This window comes from Massilia sp. Masssp94, from assembly GCF_059491305.1.
The window spans coordinates 228,400-246,667 of sequence record NZ_CP168501.1; the positions used below are offsets into that span (position 1 = coordinate 228,400).

Here is an 18,268-nt window from a genome sequence, read left to right on the forward strand (position 1 = left end):
CGATATTTTTCACTCGTCTTCGATGCTGTCCCTTCAAGATCTTATAGCGCTTCGCCAGACCAATCGCATTCTCCGCCTGTCGTTTCCCCACGACGATGGCCCGTCGGCCCAATTGGTACCCCAGCGCCTTCATGCGAAGGAAGCCCTGTCGCGCGACTTCGAATATACGGTGGAGCTGCTGTCCGACGACGCGTCCCTGGCACTGAAAGACTTGATGGGCTGCCTGGTATGCGTCGAACTCGTGCGCGACGACGGATCGCTGCGCTATTTCAGCGGGCATGTATTCGCATTCCGTCTTGTACGCACCGATGGGGCAATTTCGTTTTATGAAGCCGTGCTGGCACCGTGGCTAGCGTACCTGAAGCTGCGTAAAGATAACCATCTTTTCCACGGTAAAACGCTACGCCAGCAAACGGAAGATGTCTTTGCCGATTACGGTGCCCTCCCATCATGGGACTTCCGCGTTGCAGGCGAAGATCCGCCGATGACCGATGCCTGTCAATTCGACGAGAGCGACCACAACTACCTCCACAGGCGCTGGGAAGCCGCCGGCTGGAGCTATTGGTACGAGCACGATGCGTCAGGACACAAACTAGTGCTCTGCGATGATACGACGGCCGTATCGCCAATTGACTTGGCGTCGGCAGTACCGTTCCAGCGTCATGGCGGGGCCATTGAGGAAGACGGCATCGGCGAATGGTCGCCCGCGCGCCGGCTTGTCGGTAGTGCAGCGGCCGTCACCGGATTCGACTTCAAAGACCCAGTGCCGAAGCACGCGCAGGTGCCCACACTCAACCAACAAGGCAACGTACAGCCCGTAGAATCGTACGAATACGCAGGCGCATACCCGTTCCCGGACCGCCTACACGCCGATCGCACCGCACGGCTGCGAATGGAAGAAGTCGAAGCTGGTGGCAAACAATTCACTGGCAAAGGAAATTGCCGACGACTGCAGCCAGGCCGCTGGTTCGAGTTGACTGGCCACTTCGACGACCTGCACGACAGCGACCGTAATATTTTTCTCGTCGTCGACGTCGTGCATGAAGCTTCAAATAACTACCTGCATGCACAAGGCGACAGCCCTGCGTCGCCGGACTACCACAACCGTGTTCGTTGCCTGCGCCGGACGATCCCGTGGCGTCCCGGGCGCGGCTACAACAGCGTCGATACGCGCATTACCGCTCCGCAGACGGCCACTGTGGTGGGGCCGAATGGTCCGGACAGCGTTCACACCGACGAATACGGACGCATTCGCGTGCAATTCCACTGGGATCGGATTGGCAATGGCGACGAACACAGCTCGGCTTGGATCCGCGTGGCGAGTCCCTGGAGCGGCGGCGAACTCGGTGTGGTCGCAGTGCCCCGTGTAGGGTCGGAAGTCATCGTTCAATGGCTTGGGGGATCACCTGACCGTCCCATCGTGACCGGTACCGTGTTCAATGAGACACACATGCCGCCATGGTCGCTGCCGGCACAGCACGCGCTGACTGGCCTGCGCAGCCGGGAACTTGCGCCGCACGGCGGAAATGCGCCGGGCGGCCGTAGCAATCACTTGATCCTGGACGATACCCACGAGCGGATCCAGGCACAGATCAAGAGCGACCATGCGCATAGTCAGCTCGCGCTCGGCCATATCACACGCATTGAGGACAATACCGGCCGTAAGGACGTTCGCGGGGAAGGCTTCGAGCTGGCCACCGAAGCATGGGGGGCCATACGTGCTGGCAAAGGCTTGCTTGTGACAACGGAACTCCGGCGTCAGGCTGCGGGGCATACGAAAGACATGGGCGAAACTGTCGCGCGCCTGAGCGACGGCGTGGCGTTACACCAGCAACTAGCGGAGGACGCCGCTTGCCAACAAGCGCAGACAAGCGGCGCCGACCAGAGCGAAGTAGCTGCTGCGCTGCGCACCCAGCGCGATACGATTCGCGGCGGCGGCGTGCAAGACGAGTTCACTGCGCCCCACTTGGTCCTGTCGAGCCCTGCCGGCATCGCGGCCAGCACGCCAGCAAGCACGCATCTGCAAAGTGGCGAGCACGTGGCAACGACGGCGGGCGGCTACATTACGCTGGCTGCCGGCAAGAGCTTTTTTGCCAGTGTAGCCGGAAAGATCAGTTTGTTTGCCGCCAAGGCCGGCGTGAAGCTGTTCGCTGCGCGGGGCAAGGTCGAGATCCAAGCCCAGAGCGACAACATCGAAATGATCGCCGAGCAGGTGCTGAAATTGATCAGTACTAAAGCAAGCATCGAAATTACGGCGGCGAAGGAGATTCTTCTAAATGCCGGCGGCAGCTATGTGCGCATCAATGGTCAAGGTATCGAACACGGCACGGGCGGCACTTGGGTTGCACACGCTGGCCAACACAAGTTCGAGGGGCCGAGAAATCTGGCCGCCGTTCATCAGACCGAGTTCGAACGTGCGCAACCCAAAAAGTTCAGCCAACAGGTGTTCGTCGATCCGGCTCTTTGGGATCTGCCGTCCGGCGCGCGCACGCTGAAGTACACGTTTCTGTCACCTACCGGTCAGGCTCTTGGCAGTGGCACTCTCGATGGCGAAGGCAAATCGAAACCGTTGTTCACGGAAAGCAGCGAGCCCACGAAGGTCACCATCGACGTCAACAGCGGCAAGTGGGAGCAACTGGTGTTCGACCGGCCGCCAGGTGTCAACGTTCCCGACGGTGCGCCTGAAGTCGTGTTCGACTACGATCATCAACCGGAGGACGAGGCGGCAATCGAAGGGCCTGATGACACGATGACGGCGTGACCAAGCGCCGGCCTTCGACGCACATCGGTGCGATCGTCAAGCTCGACGGGCACGTACTCACCGACGATATTCGAACCAAACCTTAGCAATGAAAATGAATCCCACTTTCAACAACATCGCCTGTTTTCTGGCGCTGGTCGGCGCGAACCTTATGACTGCGTACGCGACCAGCGCGGCACCGGTCCGGATCGCGTTGTCCGTGAACGGCAAGTCATTCCATACGTATGATATGGCGTTCTCTTCGGACGGCAACCAAGTATGCGTTACCGGCAAAGATATCAATGAAATGGGCACGTCGGCGCCCCACCTCATCCTGGTAGATCGGGCGCGTCAGGCAACATTGTGGCAACACATGATTGATCTTCCCGAAAGCGTGGCAACCGCGTATCCCGTCCAGTGCCTCATCGGGAAAGACCGCGTGTACCTGCTGACCAATGACGATACGAGTCTTTCGCCACCTCAATCGACATCGAGCACCTACCTGTATGCATTCGACCTGCACGGCAACCGGCTGGCTTCGATGCGGCTTGCGGTTCCGGGCAAGAGCCAGTATGGGTACACAATGGCTGAATCATCGGACGGCGTAACAGTCGCCGGCTACACGATGGATGCCGACGAGAGGAATGAACAATACGGGACGTTCACGCTTTTCATGGACACGCGGCTGCAGACACGGGGTATCCCTCTGCAACGCCGGAACGGGGCCTTTGCATCGCCATTCAGTGCACGCCTGGTAGAGGACAGCCTATATATCACCGGGACTTTTTTCCCCTCCACGGTACCGACTGACTCGTTAGGCAGCTTCAAGGCTTCGCGTGTGAAGGTGAACGGCGGCTATGTATGGAGTACAACGGTCGCGCATGTCGAGGATGTAGACGTGCGCTTCGCCGTCGCCGCGGACGGAACGACCTATGCGTTAAGCGTTGGCGCCGACTCCACAACATTGTCAACGATCGGTCCGGACGGTAAAGCGCGCGCGCCGTCGACCCAACGCGGCACGTATTGCTCGGTCGGTTCGCTCGCCCGGTATGGTGATGGCGTGGCCGCAGTCCTCAAGCCCTGCAAAGGAAAACCGAACCAGCTCGTCACGATACCCCCTCCAACCGGCAAACAGCCGTTCGTGAAAGCATTTCCGGACGAGCCGTTATACGTCGCGACCAAAGACGCACTGTGGGGCGTGCTTTCGCGCGACACGAAAGGCAAGACTTACCTGACCACGGGCGTTTACGGGGAATTGTAATGGCCTACACATACGACGATAAAATCGAGTTCGCGGCAAGCCTGTATTGTCCGGCACGCATCTACGCCGAACGTACCGGATGCTCGTGGGAATTGATCATCGCCCAGGCTGCCCTCGAGACGGGATGGGGCTCGAAGTGCTTGCCGGGATCGAACAATATCTACAATATCAAGGCAGATCCTGGTTGGCACGGTCCCAAGAAAACGTACAACGTCCCGGAAATCATTAATGGGAAAAAGGTCTGGGTCGATGCCGAATTTCGCGTGTACTCCTCCTATTCGGAGGCCCTGGAAGACAGGATGCGTTTCCTCGAGAAGAACCCGCGCTACCGTGATTTGATGAAACCCGGTATCAAGGGTGATTACGAAAAGGAGGCGCACCAGTTGGTGAAATCGCATTACGCCACCGATCCGAAATATGACGAGCAGCTCATCACCATCATCCGAGGACCAACATTCAGACGCGCGGTTGCGCGCGCCAAAACGCGGGGTTGCGGACCACTGCTGCCGGCTATCGACGTTCTGGTACTCGACGGCGCAAAGGTCGCCATTGCGCAAGCCAGACTCGTGGTCGAATTGGACGACAAGAAGGCTGAAGCTATTACCGACGCCAGCGGGCGCCTTGTCATTCGCCACAAACTGCCGTGCGGGGATCTCCACATCAAGGTATTCGACAGGCTCAAAGAAAAATGGATTTCGCTGGAGCCACTAGCAACGACAACTACGGAAAACGGACAAAGCGTTACGCTCATTGCGCCCGACTTCACCGTTCAGACCAGCACCCGCGAGCACGAAAAACAGAAGCCGCAGCAACTGCGGCCTGCCCCAGCGCAAGCTATGGAAACGGCGGCAGGCAAAGCACCTACGTCGTCAACCAACGGCCCGCCGCCACGCTATAAGATGCACAAAGTTGAAAAGGGGCAAAGCTTGGCAAAGATCGCCGCGCTCCACGGCGTACGCTACCAAGCCATCGCGAAGGCCAATGGCATTACCTCGCCGTTCATCATTCGCCCGGACCAGATTCTGAAAATCCCCGACCTGCATGCGGTAACCGTTGAAGGCGAACACCAGGGCCATACAACGTCTAAGGCGTCGAGCCCATCCTCGCCCCCGGCAACGGGGAGTGGCCTGCCCGTTGCTGCCCTGGGAAAGATTCTGGCGGATGGCCGTAACGAATTGCATACGTTGTACCTGCGCAACGCGCGGGCCCATCCCCAGACGGATCTAATGCAGGTCAGCCGCGCTCCGTGGATGGTGGCGGCGCACAACGAATTCAAGAAGGGCGTGTACCGTCGTTCCGGCGAGGACAATAACGACCCGCGTATCCTGGAATATTTCAAAGCAACACCAAAGGTCGGCAAGCACGCCGCCTCGATCGACGAGACACCGTACTGCGCAGCGTTCGTCAACTGGTGCTTGGGGCAGGCCGGTTTCAAGGGTAACGGTAACGCATGGGCCGCAGCATTTAAGGCTTGGGGACGTCCAACCCGTGACAATAAGCCTGCACTTGGCGCGGTAGCCGTGGTCCGCTTCCCGGGAGGGCAACACCACGTTACTTTCGTCGCGGGCTTGGGTGCCCGCGGCAGACTGATCGCGACCTTGGGCGGCAACCAGGGAAACAATCACGGAGTTACTCACGGACATTGCTCTACGGATAACGTTATCGCCTTCCGCTACCCGGCCGATTATCCCGACTACGACGATGACTACGTCCTGCACGACGTAGCGGGCGAAAACGTACCGATGACGGCCGCATCCACTCACTGACCGGGTCGATACATGAAAAGATTACTATATTTTGCCTTCATGCTGTACTCCTGCGGGGCCGCAGCCTTTGACGGCACGCCCACATTCTCGAAGACAGTCGCTGGTGTTGGACATACGCTGACCTTGAGTCACTGGACATTGAACACGAAAGGCATTCCGTCGTTCGAATACGTCTACGTGCAACACACAACATCGTGCCAGTTCCGACTGGCCGGGCGCGTCGATGGCATTACCGAAGAACGCGACGGCAAGACAATGCTGGAAGTCTACAATCCACAAAACGATGACGGCGGCGCGGCGACGCAGGTCATAATGTTCTTCGACGATACGGTGACCATCACGCTACCGTATCAAGGCCACCTGCGCGACGTTGGCATTAGCGGCACGCTAACTGCGGCCCAACGCGCTCAGGTTTGCACTCGACCGAAAAACAACAAGCTGTCGATCGAGTTCCGTAAATAACTGCCATGCCACAAAAAACCATCATACGCGTCGGCGACAGGACATCCCACGGTGGCACCGTACTGGAAGGCCATCCTCTCGTCACGTCGTTGGGCAAGCCGGTTTCTGGTGTCGGTCATCGCGTCAGTTGTCCTCGGTGTGGCGGCAACCCGGTGATCGCCGAAGGGACCAACTTCGTTAACATGTTCGGCGTACACGTGGCGGTAGATGGCATGAAAACGTCCTGTGGGGCAATTCTCATCGGTAGCGCGCAGGCGCAGACTGCCGAAGGCTAATGACGTTCTTCCATGCGACCGGTGTAATTCGTGGAAGCACTCAACGAACGACAGGGTTACCCCTGCAACGACAACCGGTAAACGGTCGTCTGCCGGTACACCTGCCCCGGATGCAGCATCACGCGCGGCCACGCCGCGCTCATGAGGCCGGGGCGCGCGTGGGCTTCGACACGGAACGCGTCCAGGCGCGGCAGGCCCGCGCCGCTGCTGAAGCGCACGGCCGCCTCGGTCGTGTGCAGCTGGAGGCGGCGCCCGGAGGCCGGGTCGAACACCCGGGCCACTTCGCGCAACTGCCCCTGGCCGCCGGCGAAGTGGTTGCGGACGCAGAAGCAGTGATCGAAGCCGCCGGCGCGCTGCAGCTGGGTGTCGGTCCAGTGCAGGCGCGGGCCGATGGCGGCGGCCTGGCGGAAGTCGAAGGCCGTCCCGCCCACGGCGGCCACGCCGGCGGGCGTGCCGCCCGGCCCCGTTTCCTCGAAATAGTCGGCGTCGATCTGCACCATGTGGTCGCCCACGTCGGCCAGGCTGCCGGAGAGATTGAAGGAAGGATGCGCCAGCGCCGCGAGTGGGATCGGCACGCCGGCCACGGCCTGGTACTCGATCGACAGGGCGCCCTCGTCGTCCAGCCGGTAATGCACGAGCATCCCCGCCCCGTCGCCGCCCGCGGTGAGCGCCAGCGACACGACGCCGTTCGCCTGCCGCCCCTCCCAGCGCGCGGCGCGGCCGCCGGACGGGATGCCGTCGAGGTCCGACTGCACGACATCGGCCATGCGCCCGTAACGGTCGGGCGCGACCCAGGCACGCAATTGCGCGCCCCGTTCGCCGATCGTCACGGTCATGCCGGCCGCGTTCTCGAGCATGAACGAGCGTTCGCCGGCCGACACGGCCGGGGCGCCCGGAATGAGGTGGATCGTCATTGCAGTCTGGCTTCCCGAGGTTCGATAGGAAGCCATTCTCCCGGCCCACGCGTTGTGTTTCAATTACGAAAATCACCAACGGGCCGAACGATTCTCGCCGATGCTACGCGGCGGTGCGTTCGCCCAGCGCCCGGTCGCGCCATGCGCGCGGCGTGCAGCCGAGTTCGCGCTTGAACACGAGGTGCATGTACTGCGTGGACGTGAACCCGCAGCCCAGCGCCACGTCCGCGATGCTGCGTTCGCCGCTTTCCAGTCCCGCCTTGGCCGCTTCCAGCTTCGACTTGAGGATCATGTCGTGCACGCTGCAGCCCAGCTCCTGGCGGAAGTAGACTTCCAGCGAGGAGCGCGACACGCCCACGTACTCCGCCACCTGGTGCGTCTTGATGCCCTGGCACGCGTACTGGCGGATGTAGTGGCAGGCCCGCATCACGTGCGGATGCTTGACGGCCTGGTAGCGGCTCGACGCGAGGACGTTGATGCCGGCCGGCGGCACGAGGATGCGCGTGTTCGACAGGCGCACGCCGTGCAGCATCTGCTCCAGCAGGTGCGCCGCCGTGCGGCCCATCTCGTGCGCGCCCTGGATCACGGAGCTGAGCGGGATGCGGGTCAGCATGCGCACGAGCGGGTCGTTGTCGATGCCGATCAGCGCCACCTGCTCCGGCACCGAGATGCCGGCGATCGCGCAGGCCTGCAGCAGCTGGCGCGCGCGCGCGTCCGTGACCGCGATGACGCCCACCGGCTTGGGCAGGCTGCGCAGCCAGTCGATCTGGCCCTGCACCGCCGCGTCCCACGACGCCGCGCTGGTCTCGCAGCCGCGGAAGATCTCCGCTTCCATCCGGTCGTCGGCCATCAGGGTGCGGAACGCGCGCTCGCGCTCCTGCGCCCAGCGGCTTTCCTGCGCTTCGGGCAGGCTGAACATGGCAAAGCGTTGCAGGCCGACGTCGATCAGGTGGTCGCGCGCCAGCTTGACCAGCTTGACATTATCGGTCGCGACATAGGGCACGCCGGGCGGATACGCGTCCTCGTTCGCATAGGAACCGCCGACGCCGACCACCGGCACCGTGCAGCCGGATAATGCCCGGACGACGGCCGGGTCGTCGAAATCGGCGATGACGCCATCGCCCTGCCAGCGATCCATTCCATTCAGGCGCAGGCGGAAATCCTCTTCCAGAAATAAATCCCAGGCCACGCGCGTACCGCCCAAATGGCCGGCAATTCCGGCAATCACATCGCGATCGAACGTTTTGTTTCCGTTGAATAGCAGCGCTATCCGATAGGCTTTCGTCGTTTTCACTCTTGTCGTCTCCTGTGAAACTATTTTTATTTTGTTTCCGGGCTAAACGGGCCCGGCATGGCATGTTTAGTAAACAGCTCAGTAAACAGATAACGCAGCAACAAGGAGATCAGGCAGCGCAATGCCCGGCAAAGCGGGGCAAACAATGGATGATGTTTTCCAGACGGCGGGAAGATGCGCTCATTGCGAGCGCGCGGCTGGAATGGGTTGGGCACGGGACATGCGCAGTCATGGGATGGTTCCTCGTAGCGTGACCGGGGTGCCGGTGGCGGCGCCCCTTCAGCTCAAGAATAGGATCCCACCCCGGGGCGCCTATAACGTCAGCAAGCGGATTTCTTTCACCGTGCAAAAAGTACGATCAGTTTTGCAGGGAGTGGAAGGCTGGATCAGCCGTTTCCCACCTTTTTTGGCCGCGACTCGGCGTCGATGGACGGCTGGCCAGGTGCCAGCGTCCGGAATGCCTTCGGCGTGCAACCGTACTCTTCCTTGAACAAACGGTTGAAATACGACACGTTGGCATAGCCGACCGAATAGGCGATTTCCGCCACGGTCGCGGTGCTTTTTTCCGTGAGCAGGCGCGCCGCTTCGGTCAGCCGCAATTTATTCACATAACCGGTGAACGTCATGCCGAGTTCCGTTTTCAGCAGCTCATTCACTTTATTCCGGTTGGCACCGGTGCCGGCCACCACGCTTTCCAGTTCCAGTTCGGGATTCGTGTAATTCGTCGCGATATATTTCAGCACCGTCGCGCTTTCCTCGTCCCGATATGGCTGCACGGTTAATTGGCGGTAAGCGACCAGCGGCAGATCCTTTTTCAATCTGGAATTCAGGCTGGCGGCCAGGGTCCTTGTATGGGTCCGGAAAAACCAGATGCCGAACATGATCCAGCCCGTTACGAGAATCACGGCAAGCGCGCCGATATACCGGTAATCCTGCCTGTGCAATTTGATATTGCTGATTTCCACGTGCGCATCGAGGTCGAATGGCGTTCGCGAACTCGAACCGAAGGAAAACTGCGCCACCTTGTCGAGCTGGTAATCCTTGGACGACAGCGGCAGTTTCATCATCGACAGCCACCAGTCGGGGACGGTCAGCCGCCGGATGTCGATGGACACGGGCACGCCTTGTTCGTTACAAGGAAAGAACGTACCGGGCGACCGGTAGGTGAGGTACTGGCCCGGGACCGAGATCTTGTCGTCGAACACGGTCATGCCCAGCATCATCGGATAGGCGGGCAAGCAGCGCGCGGTGAACGTGATGGTCTCGTATCCCCGCAGGTCGACCGTGGCCAGGTTGCCCTTCGCGTCCTTGGCCATGAACCGGATGCCGGCAAACGGAAACTTGCCGTCGTGCGTCAGGCGGTAGTCGAAGGATACCGCGCCGGGTCCCGCACCGCGCAGATTGACTGCCGACGTGCCGTCCAACTCCTTGTCGGACACGGCGACGGGGTCCCAGCGGATGCCGTCCCGGAGCGCCGGCGACAACGTATAGGTCGGCTGGCTCAGGAAAATGAACAAGGCCGCGAGCAGCGCATCCACGACCAGCAGCGCGATCAGAAAGAGCAGCGACTTCTTGTAAAACTCTTGCATGGTCGTACGGCCGTTGAGTGATCTTCGATCGCTCCGATCATAACAGCCCGGTCAATACGAAGGCAAAAAAAGGGGCGGCCCAGGGCCGCCCCATAAAACCTACCATGCCAGGCGGTAGGAGACTACCCAGCCATTGTGGAAGCCATGACGCGCCGCCGCAATTGTGAAAAATGCCAGCACCCCATACGAAATTGCCCAACCTCGACACCTACGACAAATCGTATGGCAGGAAGCGAATTTCGTAATTGCCCGACCCTGTCCCGACACGTCAGAATGCATGACTATCCAGACCTCTATCCATAAGAAAGGCTACGAATGTTCACCCGGAGACTCCTCCCACTCGCGCTGGCGTGCGCACTCGCAGGCGGCGCATGCGCCCCCGCCGCGGCCGCCCAGCCGGACTTCCCGACCGTCCTTTACGGCGCCGCGTACTATCACGAATACATGCCCTACGAGCGGCTGGACAAGGACGTCCAGATGATCAAGGCGGCCGGCTTCAACGTCGTGCGCCTGGGCGAATCGACATGGAGCCTGTGGGAGCCGGAGGACGGCCGCTTCGAGACGGCGTGGATGGACCGCGTCGTCGACGCGATGGGCAAGGCCGGCATCAAGGTCATCATGGGCACGCCCACCTATTCGATCCCCGCGTGGATGGCGCGCCAGCATCCGGAAATCCTGGCGACCAAATTCAACGGCGCGAAGAACACGTACGGCATGCGCCAGAACATGAATACGGATTCTCCCGCCTACCGCTTCTACGCGGAGCGCCTGATCCGCCGCATCGCCGCGCACTACAAGGACAACCCGAACGTCATCGGCTGGCAGGTCGACAACGAGACGGGCAGCTACGGCGCCGCCAACGACGACGTCTTCATCCGCTTCCAGCACTACCTGGAAAAGAAATTCGGCACGCCGGAAAACCTCAGCCGCGCCTGGTTCCTGAACTACTGGGGCCAGGACCTGCATTCGTGGACCGACCTGCCCCGGCCGGACGGCGCCCAGAGCACGGGCTACAAACTGGAATGGTCGCGCTGGAGCCAGATGCGCGTGACGGACTTCCTGCACTGGCAGGCGCAGCTCGTGCGCGAATGCGCGGGCCCGCGCCAGTTCGTCACGCACGATTTCGCCGGCTCGCTGCACGGCGACGTCAACGAAAGCGCCGTCGCGCAGAAGCTCGACGTCGCCGGCGTGAACATCTACCACTGGGGCACGCAGGACCAGTACAACGGCGCTGCCCAGAAGCTCGACGGCGACTTCACGCGTTCGCTCAAGGGCGGCAACTTCCTCGTCACGGAAACGAACGCGCAGACGACCGACTGGAGCTCCTCGTTCCAGTACCCGCCGTACGACGGCCAGTTCCGCCAGGACGTCTACACGCATTTGTCCAACGGCGCCAACATGGTCGAATACTGGCACTGGGCGTCGATCCACGCGAACCAGGAGACGTACTGGAAAGGCGTCCTCTCGCACGACCTGGAGCCGAACCGCGCCTACGCGGAAATGAGCCGCACCGGCAAGGAACTGCAGAAGATCGGCCAGCGCCTCGTCGACCTGCGCATCCACAACGACGTCGCGATCCTGTGGAGCCGCGATTCGCTCAATGCCATCAACGACATGCCGTTCGCGAAGCAGTCGCAATGGGGCTCGGCGGGCAGCAACGCCGACTACGGCTCGGAAGTGCGCCAGATCCACCGCGCGCTGTACGACCTGAATGTCGGCACCGACTTCGTGTTCCCGGACACGGCCGACCTGTCCGCGTACAAGGTCCTGGTCGTGCCGTCGCTGTACATCGCGGACGACGCGCTGCTGCAGCGGATCGCCGAGTTCGTGCGCAAGGGCGGCCACGTCGTGATGGGCTTCAAGAGCGGCTTCGCGAACGAGAACGCCGCGGTGCGCTGGACGATGGCGCCGGGTCCCCTGCGCCAGGTGCTCGGCTTCCACTACCAGGAATTCTCGAACCTCGCACAACCGCTCGCGCTGAAGGGCGACCCGTTCCAGGCCGGCGACGACAACAAGGTGCGCCACTGGGCCGAGTTCCTGCAGCTGGATACGGCGAAGGCGCTCGCCTGGTACGACCACCCGTTCTTCGGGCGCTGGCCGGCCATCACGGCGAACCAGTTCGGCGCGGGCAAGGCCGTCTACGAAGGCACGTATTTGTCGGACAAGCTGCAGAAGGCCGTGCTGCAATCCGTGCTGCAGGAGAAGGGCCTGATCGGGCCGGACCAGCAACTGCCGTCGCACATCCAGGCGCGCACGGGCGTGAACCGGTTCGGCAAGACCATCCGGTATTACTTCAACTACTCGGGCAGCCCCGCGACGTTCACGTACCGCCACAAGACCGGCACGGACCTGCTGACGTCCCGCGCCGTCAAGGGCGACGAGACCGTCACGCTGGCGCCGTGGGATCTCGCGATCGTCGAGGAGAACTGAAAAGGAGCCTCGGAAAACCGTCGCGAGCGGCAGCAATGTTGTCCGAGAAGCGCAGCTGTACGAGTAGTACAGCGAGCATCGCAGGGCAACAGTGCAACGCGCAGCAGGTTTTACGACGCTCCTTAACGGAACAGCAGCTGGGCGTAGTGATACAGGTTTTCCGCCCAGCTGTCCCGGTCATGCCCATACCCGTCCACGTTCCACACGTGGGCGACGCCCTGCTCGCGCAGCTGGCGGTGCACGCCCTGCGCGACGTTGATCAGTCCATCGCGGTTGCCGCACGACAGATACACCAGTTTCAGCTTGCCCTTCGCCTGTGCCGCCTCACCCGCCAGCTTCGCGGGCGCTTCCGTGTTCGGCGCCGGCGAGAAACCCGCCACCCAGTTGAACGCTTCCGGATGCCCCAGGCCGAAATTCAGCGCCTGCCCGCCGCCCATCGACAGGCCGCCGATCGCGCGGTGCGCGCTGTCCTTCAGCGTCGGATACGCGGCGTCGACGGCGGGAACCAGCGAATCCAGCAGGTCGCGCTCGAAACGCGCGAAGCCGGCCGCGTTTTCCGGCGTGAAGACCTTGTTCTCCGGCGGCGCGCGGTCGTCCGCCAGCGCGCGGCCGTTCGGCATCACGACGATCATCGGCACGATCTTGCCGGCGGCCGCGAGGTTGTCGAGGACGTCCTGCGCGCGCACATAGCCGCGCCACTCGTCCTGGTTGCCGCCGATGCCGTGCAGGAGGTACAGCACCGGGTAGCGGTGCGACTTGTCGTAACCGGGCGGCAGCCAGACGTTCGCCGTGCGGCGCTTGTTCGTGACGCTGGACGCGTAGGTGAACGTCTCCACCTTCCCTTGCGCGCGGCCCGGCTGCGCATCCGCGAATCCGGCGGGCGGCGGCGCGAACGCGCGCACGTCGTCGGCGGCGAGGACGATAGTGCGCGCGAAGTTGGCGCGCGCCGTTTCTGCGCTGACCTTGGCGTTGTCCTTGGCGTTGACGTCGGTGTCCTGCGCCTGGGCGGCGGTGCACAGGAGGGCGGCCGCCATGGCGGCGGCAAGCTGAATCTGCATGTCTCGGTTCCTGAATGGATTATTGTTGGATTGTCACGGCCCGGCCATCGTACACGAGATCGGCCGCCTTACCCTCCCGGCCGACGATGACGACCTTGAACCGGCGCCGCGCCTGCATGCCGGGGAACGCGCCGCGGCGCTGCGCGATCGTCAGCTTGCGCGCCGCGTCGTCCCAGTGCATGCCGGTCAGCGCGTATTCGCCGCGCTCGTAGCCCCAGCCCTCGCCCGCATCCTCGTAATACGTATAGTCGCCGTCGGCGCCCGGGTAGATCCGCAGTTCGATCGGCGCATCGGGCTGTTCCGACGCATATTGCACGACGGGGCCCAGCGGGACGATGCTGCCCGCCCGGACGTGCACCGGCATGCGGTCGATCGGCGCGGCCACCGCGACCGTGCGGCCGCCAGCCAGCCGCTCGCCGGTCCGGAAATCGAACCACGTGCCCGCCGGCAGATATACGTCGCGCGTGCGCGCCGCGCCCTCGATCGGCCTGGAGCCCGGCGCGAAATACATCGGCGTCGTCACGGGGCTCACCATGATGCCGTCGCCGAACAGCATCTGCGACTTGAGGTCGTGCGTGCGCGGGTCATTTGGGAACGCGAACGCCACCGGACGGATGAACGATGCGCCGCGCAGGTGTACCAGGCCGGCCTGCGAATAGATTGCCGGCAGCAGGCGGTAGCGCAGCTGGATGGCATCCACGATCGCGTCATAAAACGGCGTGCCCGGCGCGCCGAAGTGCCACGGCTCGCGCGGCGTGTCGGTGCCGTGGCTGCGGAACATGGGCAGGAAGACGCCGAGCTGCAGCCAGCGCGTGTACAGCTCGCGGTAGCCCAGGTCGGCGGCGCCCTGGTCGAAGTCGCCGGCCATGAACCAGGGCCGGCCGCGGGCGACGAAGAATCCACCGATGTCGAACGTGACGTAAGGGTTGCCCGATGCGCTGTAACTCTGGACCGCCGCGACCTGTTGCGCGAACACGGACCACGTGGCCGAGATGTCGCCGGTCCATGCGACGGCCCCCGCCGCCTGGCTGCCGGGATAGGCGGACCGCGTCAGGTTCACGAGGCGTTTGCCGGGCGCGTGCCTGCGCCAGTTGCGCATGAAATGCTGCGCGTCGACGAGCGCGTACGCGTTCAGGTATTGCGGATCCATGACGCGCGCCAGGCCGTCGACGTTGACGTCGTCCGCGCGCCCGGAACGCTTGGCATCCCACGTCCAGTCGGCGACTTCCGGCTCCGTCGAGTCGCACCACCACGCATCGATGCCATGCCGGCCCAGATATTTCCACACGTTGCTGAAATAGACGTCGGCCGCCTCGGGACGGAAGAAATCGACGTACGGCGTGCCGCCGCTCAGGTAGCCGCCGTCCTTCAGTTCCTTGCCCGGTGCATCGAGCGGGCTCGGATTCGGCCAGATCGAGATCATCACGTGCGCGTTCTCGTCGTGCACGGCCTTCGTCATCGCCGCGATATCGGGATAGCGCGCCGCTTCCGGCACCGGGCTGCCCCAGTGGTCCGGCGTCCAGTAATTCCAGTCCTGCACGATGAGGTCGAGCGGGATGCGGCGCTTGCGGAATGCCTTCACCGTCTCGACGACTTCGTCCTGCGTCTTGTAGCGTTCCTTCGACTGCACGTAGCCGTAAGCCCAGCGCGGCAGCATCGTCGCGGCACCCGTCAGCTCACGGTAGCCTTCGACCGCGCCATCCATCGACGGCCCCAGGATGAAGTAGTAATCGAGATCGTCCACGACGTCGCTCGCGACGGACATGCCCGTCTTCCCGTCCGCGAACGTCATGGCGCTGTACGTGTCGAACAGCACGCCGTAGCCGCGCGTCGACACGACGAACGGGATCGCGATGCGCAGGTTGTGCTGGTACAGGCGCCTGGTCTTGCCGCGCAGGTCGAGGTCGGCCGTCTCGTCGAAGCCCAGGCCGTACAGCGCTTCCTCGTCTCCCAGGCGGAACCGCGCCGTCGCTTTCCACGCGTCGCGGTCCTTCATCTGGACATACTTGCCGGCCACCTGCCGGTCGCCGTCGACCGTCTTGACGGTGGACACCGTGGCCGGATCGGGCGTCGACTTGAACACGGCCACCCGCTCGAACGCACGGGGCGCCGCATCGTCCTCGCGCAGCAGCACCGCGCCGGCCGCGTTGCGGAACGCGAGCGCGCCCGTCTTCCGGTTCACCGCGACGCCCGCCTGCGCCGAGCGCAGGATGCGGGCCTCGCCCTCGTCGCTGGCCGTGATCGCCCCGGGCTTGGCGGCGACCGGCACCCGCATGAGGTGGGCGGATGTCGACCAGTCCCCATTGCGCGTCGCCGTGACGTGCACGATGCGGTCGGTGACGAATTCGACCTTCACGCGGGTGTCGTCCACCCGGTATTCGATGCCGCTGCCGGACTCGCGCACGTCCCGGATCGCCGCGAACGCGGCGTCGCGGCACAGCAGCAGCACGCACGCCGCCAGCGCGGCCCGCAGCGGCCGCCGCATCATTGCGCTCCTTGCGTCAGCGTGACCACGGCACCGCCGGAACCGGCGAGCTTGAGCTGCAGGCGGCTCTTGCCCGTCACGCGCGTGGTGCGCGCAGCGAGGTGGTTGCGGTCCTTGCCGTCTTCCAGGATCGCGGCCGAATAATTCGCGCCCGGCGCCAGGAAGTCCAGCGGCACGTCGAGCGTGCGTCCAGATTCGTTCGTCATCGCGCCAATGTACCACGTGTTGCCCTTGCGGCGGGCGGTCACGATGTACTGGCCGATGTCGCCGTCCAGCACGCGCGTCTCGTCCCACGTGGTCGGCACGGCGCCGATGAACTTCGCGCCGTCGGCCCAGGTGCCGTCCGCGTTGCGGTAGGCGTCCGGGCTGTCGGCCACCATGCCGAACGGCGAATCGTACACGACGTACATGGCGACGGCCTGGCCGCGCGTCGTCTGCACGAACGGCTTCACGTTGCGGCGCTGGCCCATGAAGTCCTTCGCCGCGATCGAGCGGAAACCGCCCGGCGTGTAGTCGATCGGACCGAGGATCATGCGCGTGAACGGCAGGGTCACGTTGTGGGTCGCCGTGACGCGTGCGCTCCACTTGTTGTACTCGGCGCCCATCACGCCTTCCTGCGTCATGTAGTTCGGATAGGTGCGCGTGAGGCCGTCCGGCGGATACGCGCCGTGCAGGTCGACCATCAGGTGGTGCTTCGCGGCCTTCGACAGGATCTTGTGGTAGAAGGCCACCATGTCCTGGTCGGTGCGGTCCATGAAGTCGACCTTGACGCCCTTGATGCCCCACGATTCGTACAGTGCGAACGCGTCGTCCATCTGGCGGTCGAGCTGTTTCCACTGCAGCCAGACCCACACGCCGATGTTCTTCTGCTTCGCGTACTTGATGATCTCCTGCATGTCCATCGCGGGGACCGGCTTCAAGGGATTGGACGGCAGCGGTTGTTCGGAGCTGCCTTCGTACCAGCCTTCGTCGATCAGGATGTAGTCGAGGCCCAGGCTGGCCGCGAAGTCCGTATAGGCTTTATAGGTCGCGGTGTTGACCCCGGCGCCCGGCATGTCGACGGCCCAGCCGTTCCACCAGTCCCACGATGCCTTGCCCGGCTTGATCCAGCTGGTGTCCGCGATCGTCGACGGGCTGCCCAGCGTCGCGATCAGGCTGGATTGTGTCAGGCCGCCCGGCGTGTCGGCCACCATCACCACGCGCCACGGCGTCGCGAGGGGTGCGTCGGCCAGCATCGTGCGCACGGCCGGACCATGCACCTGCACGTCGCCGTCGTAATGCGGCGCCAGCACGACCGCGACGCCCAGGCCGCCGTCGCCGCGGCCGGAATAATACGCGCCGGCATAGCCGCGCTTGTCCGCTTCGGCGATGGCGAACGTGGTCTTCTTGTTGCCCGTCTTGCACACGAGCGGTGCGTCGAACGTGTGGTGCGGACGGATCGTCGATGCCGGCACGGGGTCGAACTCGCCCTCGTGCGAGCTGTCGAAGCGGCCCGGATTGAAGCCCCAGCAGCGGTAGTCGGCCGGGAAGTCGAAGCGCGTGGCCTCGCCGTTGATGCCCAGGTCGGCCACCTGCTGGCGCGGCAGCACGTAGCGGAACGCGACGCCGTCGTCGTAGGCGCGGGCGACGAGATTGACCTTGACCGGCTTGTCCTTGCCGGCCAGTTGCAGCTCGACCTGGCTGTAGCGGTCCGCGACGCTGGCGGCCTTGCCGGCGACGGGGTGCCACGTCTCGTCGACGGTCTTGTTCTCGACGCCGGTGACGCGCAGGGTGGTGCCGTCCAGCGCGCCCTGGGTCGTGGATAGGCCGAGCGGGGATTGCGCGATGACGGTCACGCCGTCGCGGATGACCGTGTAGGCCAGTTGGCCGTCGGCGGCTGTGAGTTCGATGCGGGTGCGGTGGTCCGGCGACACGACCGTGTACGGCGCGGCGGCGTGCGCCGGCATGGCGGCGGCGATGGCGGCGAACGCCGGGATCAGGTGTACGTGTTTCAT

Annotated in this window: 12 protein-coding genes; 6 read left to right on the plus strand and 6 right to left on the minus strand. The window is 63.4% G+C overall.

Annotated features, from left to right (window positions below; translation table 11 throughout):
• Positions 1-22 precede the first annotated feature (22 nt).
• The 5 genes from ACEN9G_RS00955 to ACEN9G_RS00975 all read left to right on the plus strand — a co-directional run bounded on the left by ACEN9G_RS00955 (position 23) and on the right by ACEN9G_RS00975 (position 6,504).
• Positions 23-2,761 (plus strand): type VI secretion system Vgr family protein, encoded by a 2,739-nt coding sequence (locus ACEN9G_RS00955; protein ID WP_413339873.1) that lies wholly within the window; start codon positions 23-25, stop codon positions 2,759-2,761.
• Between the two features lie 94 nt (positions 2,762-2,855).
• Positions 2,856-4,001 carry a hypothetical protein gene (locus ACEN9G_RS00960; RefSeq protein WP_413339875.1) on the plus strand — a complete coding sequence of 382 codons (1,146 nt, stop codon included), beginning with the start codon at positions 2,856-2,858 and terminating at the stop codon, positions 3,999-4,001.
• On the plus strand, positions 4,001-5,767 hold the full coding sequence (locus ACEN9G_RS00965) for a TIGR02594 family protein (RefSeq protein WP_413339876.1): 1,767 nt from the start codon (positions 4,001-4,003) through the stop codon (positions 5,765-5,767). Before ACEN9G_RS00960 ends, ACEN9G_RS00965 begins: the two co-directional genes overlap by 1 nt.
• Before the next feature lie 12 nt (positions 5,768-5,779).
• A complete protein-coding gene (locus tag ACEN9G_RS00970) occupies positions 5,780-6,229 on the plus strand; it encodes a hypothetical protein (RefSeq protein WP_413339878.1) in 450 nt (149 codons plus the stop codon).
• Between the two features lie 5 nt (positions 6,230-6,234).
• Positions 6,235-6,504, plus strand: coding sequence for a PAAR domain-containing protein (locus ACEN9G_RS00975; RefSeq protein ID WP_413339880.1), 270 nt, complete (start codon positions 6,235-6,237; stop codon positions 6,502-6,504).
• Positions 6,505-6,560: 56 nt separating this feature from the next.
• Here ACEN9G_RS00975 and ACEN9G_RS00980 read toward each other — a convergent pair whose 3' ends face one another.
• From ACEN9G_RS00980 to ACEN9G_RS00990, 3 genes are all read right to left on the minus strand, one after another.
• A complete protein-coding gene (locus ACEN9G_RS00980) occupies positions 6,561-7,418 on the minus strand; it encodes an aldose epimerase family protein (RefSeq protein ID WP_483127587.1) in 858 nt (285 codons plus the stop codon).
• 103 nt (positions 7,419-7,521) lie between these two features.
• Positions 7,522-8,712, minus strand: coding sequence for a XylR family transcriptional regulator (locus ACEN9G_RS00985; RefSeq protein WP_413338402.1), 1,191 nt, complete (start codon positions 8,710-8,712; stop codon positions 7,522-7,524).
• Positions 8,713-9,098: 386 nt separating this feature from the next.
• On the minus strand, positions 9,099-10,151 hold the full coding sequence (locus ACEN9G_RS00990; RefSeq protein WP_495605512.1) for a helix-turn-helix domain-containing protein: 1,053 nt from the start codon (positions 10,149-10,151) through the stop codon (positions 9,099-9,101).
• Positions 10,152-10,616: 465 nt separating this feature from the next.
• On the opposite strand from ACEN9G_RS00990, the gene ACEN9G_RS00995 reads away from it, so the two are divergent.
• Positions 10,617-12,731, plus strand: a complete 2,115-nt coding sequence (locus tag ACEN9G_RS00995; RefSeq protein WP_413338398.1) for a beta-galactosidase — start codon at positions 10,617-10,619, stop codon at positions 12,729-12,731.
• A gap of 122 nt (positions 12,732-12,853) precedes the next feature.
• On the opposite strand, the gene ACEN9G_RS01000 is transcribed toward ACEN9G_RS00995, so the two are convergent.
• Genes ACEN9G_RS01000 through ACEN9G_RS01010 form a run of 3 tightly spaced genes read right to left on the minus strand, consistent with a single transcriptional unit; the run spans position 12,854 to position 18,268 of the window.
• Positions 12,854-13,789, minus strand: coding sequence for an alpha/beta hydrolase (locus tag ACEN9G_RS01000; RefSeq protein ID WP_413338396.1), 936 nt, complete (start codon positions 13,787-13,789; stop codon positions 12,854-12,856).
• Between the two features lie 19 nt (positions 13,790-13,808).
• Positions 13,809-16,277 (minus strand): glycoside hydrolase family 31 protein, encoded by a 2,469-nt coding sequence (locus tag ACEN9G_RS01005; protein WP_413387987.1) that lies wholly within the window; start codon positions 16,275-16,277, stop codon positions 13,809-13,811.
• A complete protein-coding gene (locus ACEN9G_RS01010; protein WP_413338393.1) occupies positions 16,274-18,268 on the minus strand; it encodes a glycoside hydrolase family 97 protein in 1,995 nt (664 codons plus the stop codon). The genes ACEN9G_RS01005 and ACEN9G_RS01010 overlap by 4 nt, the downstream gene beginning before the upstream one ends.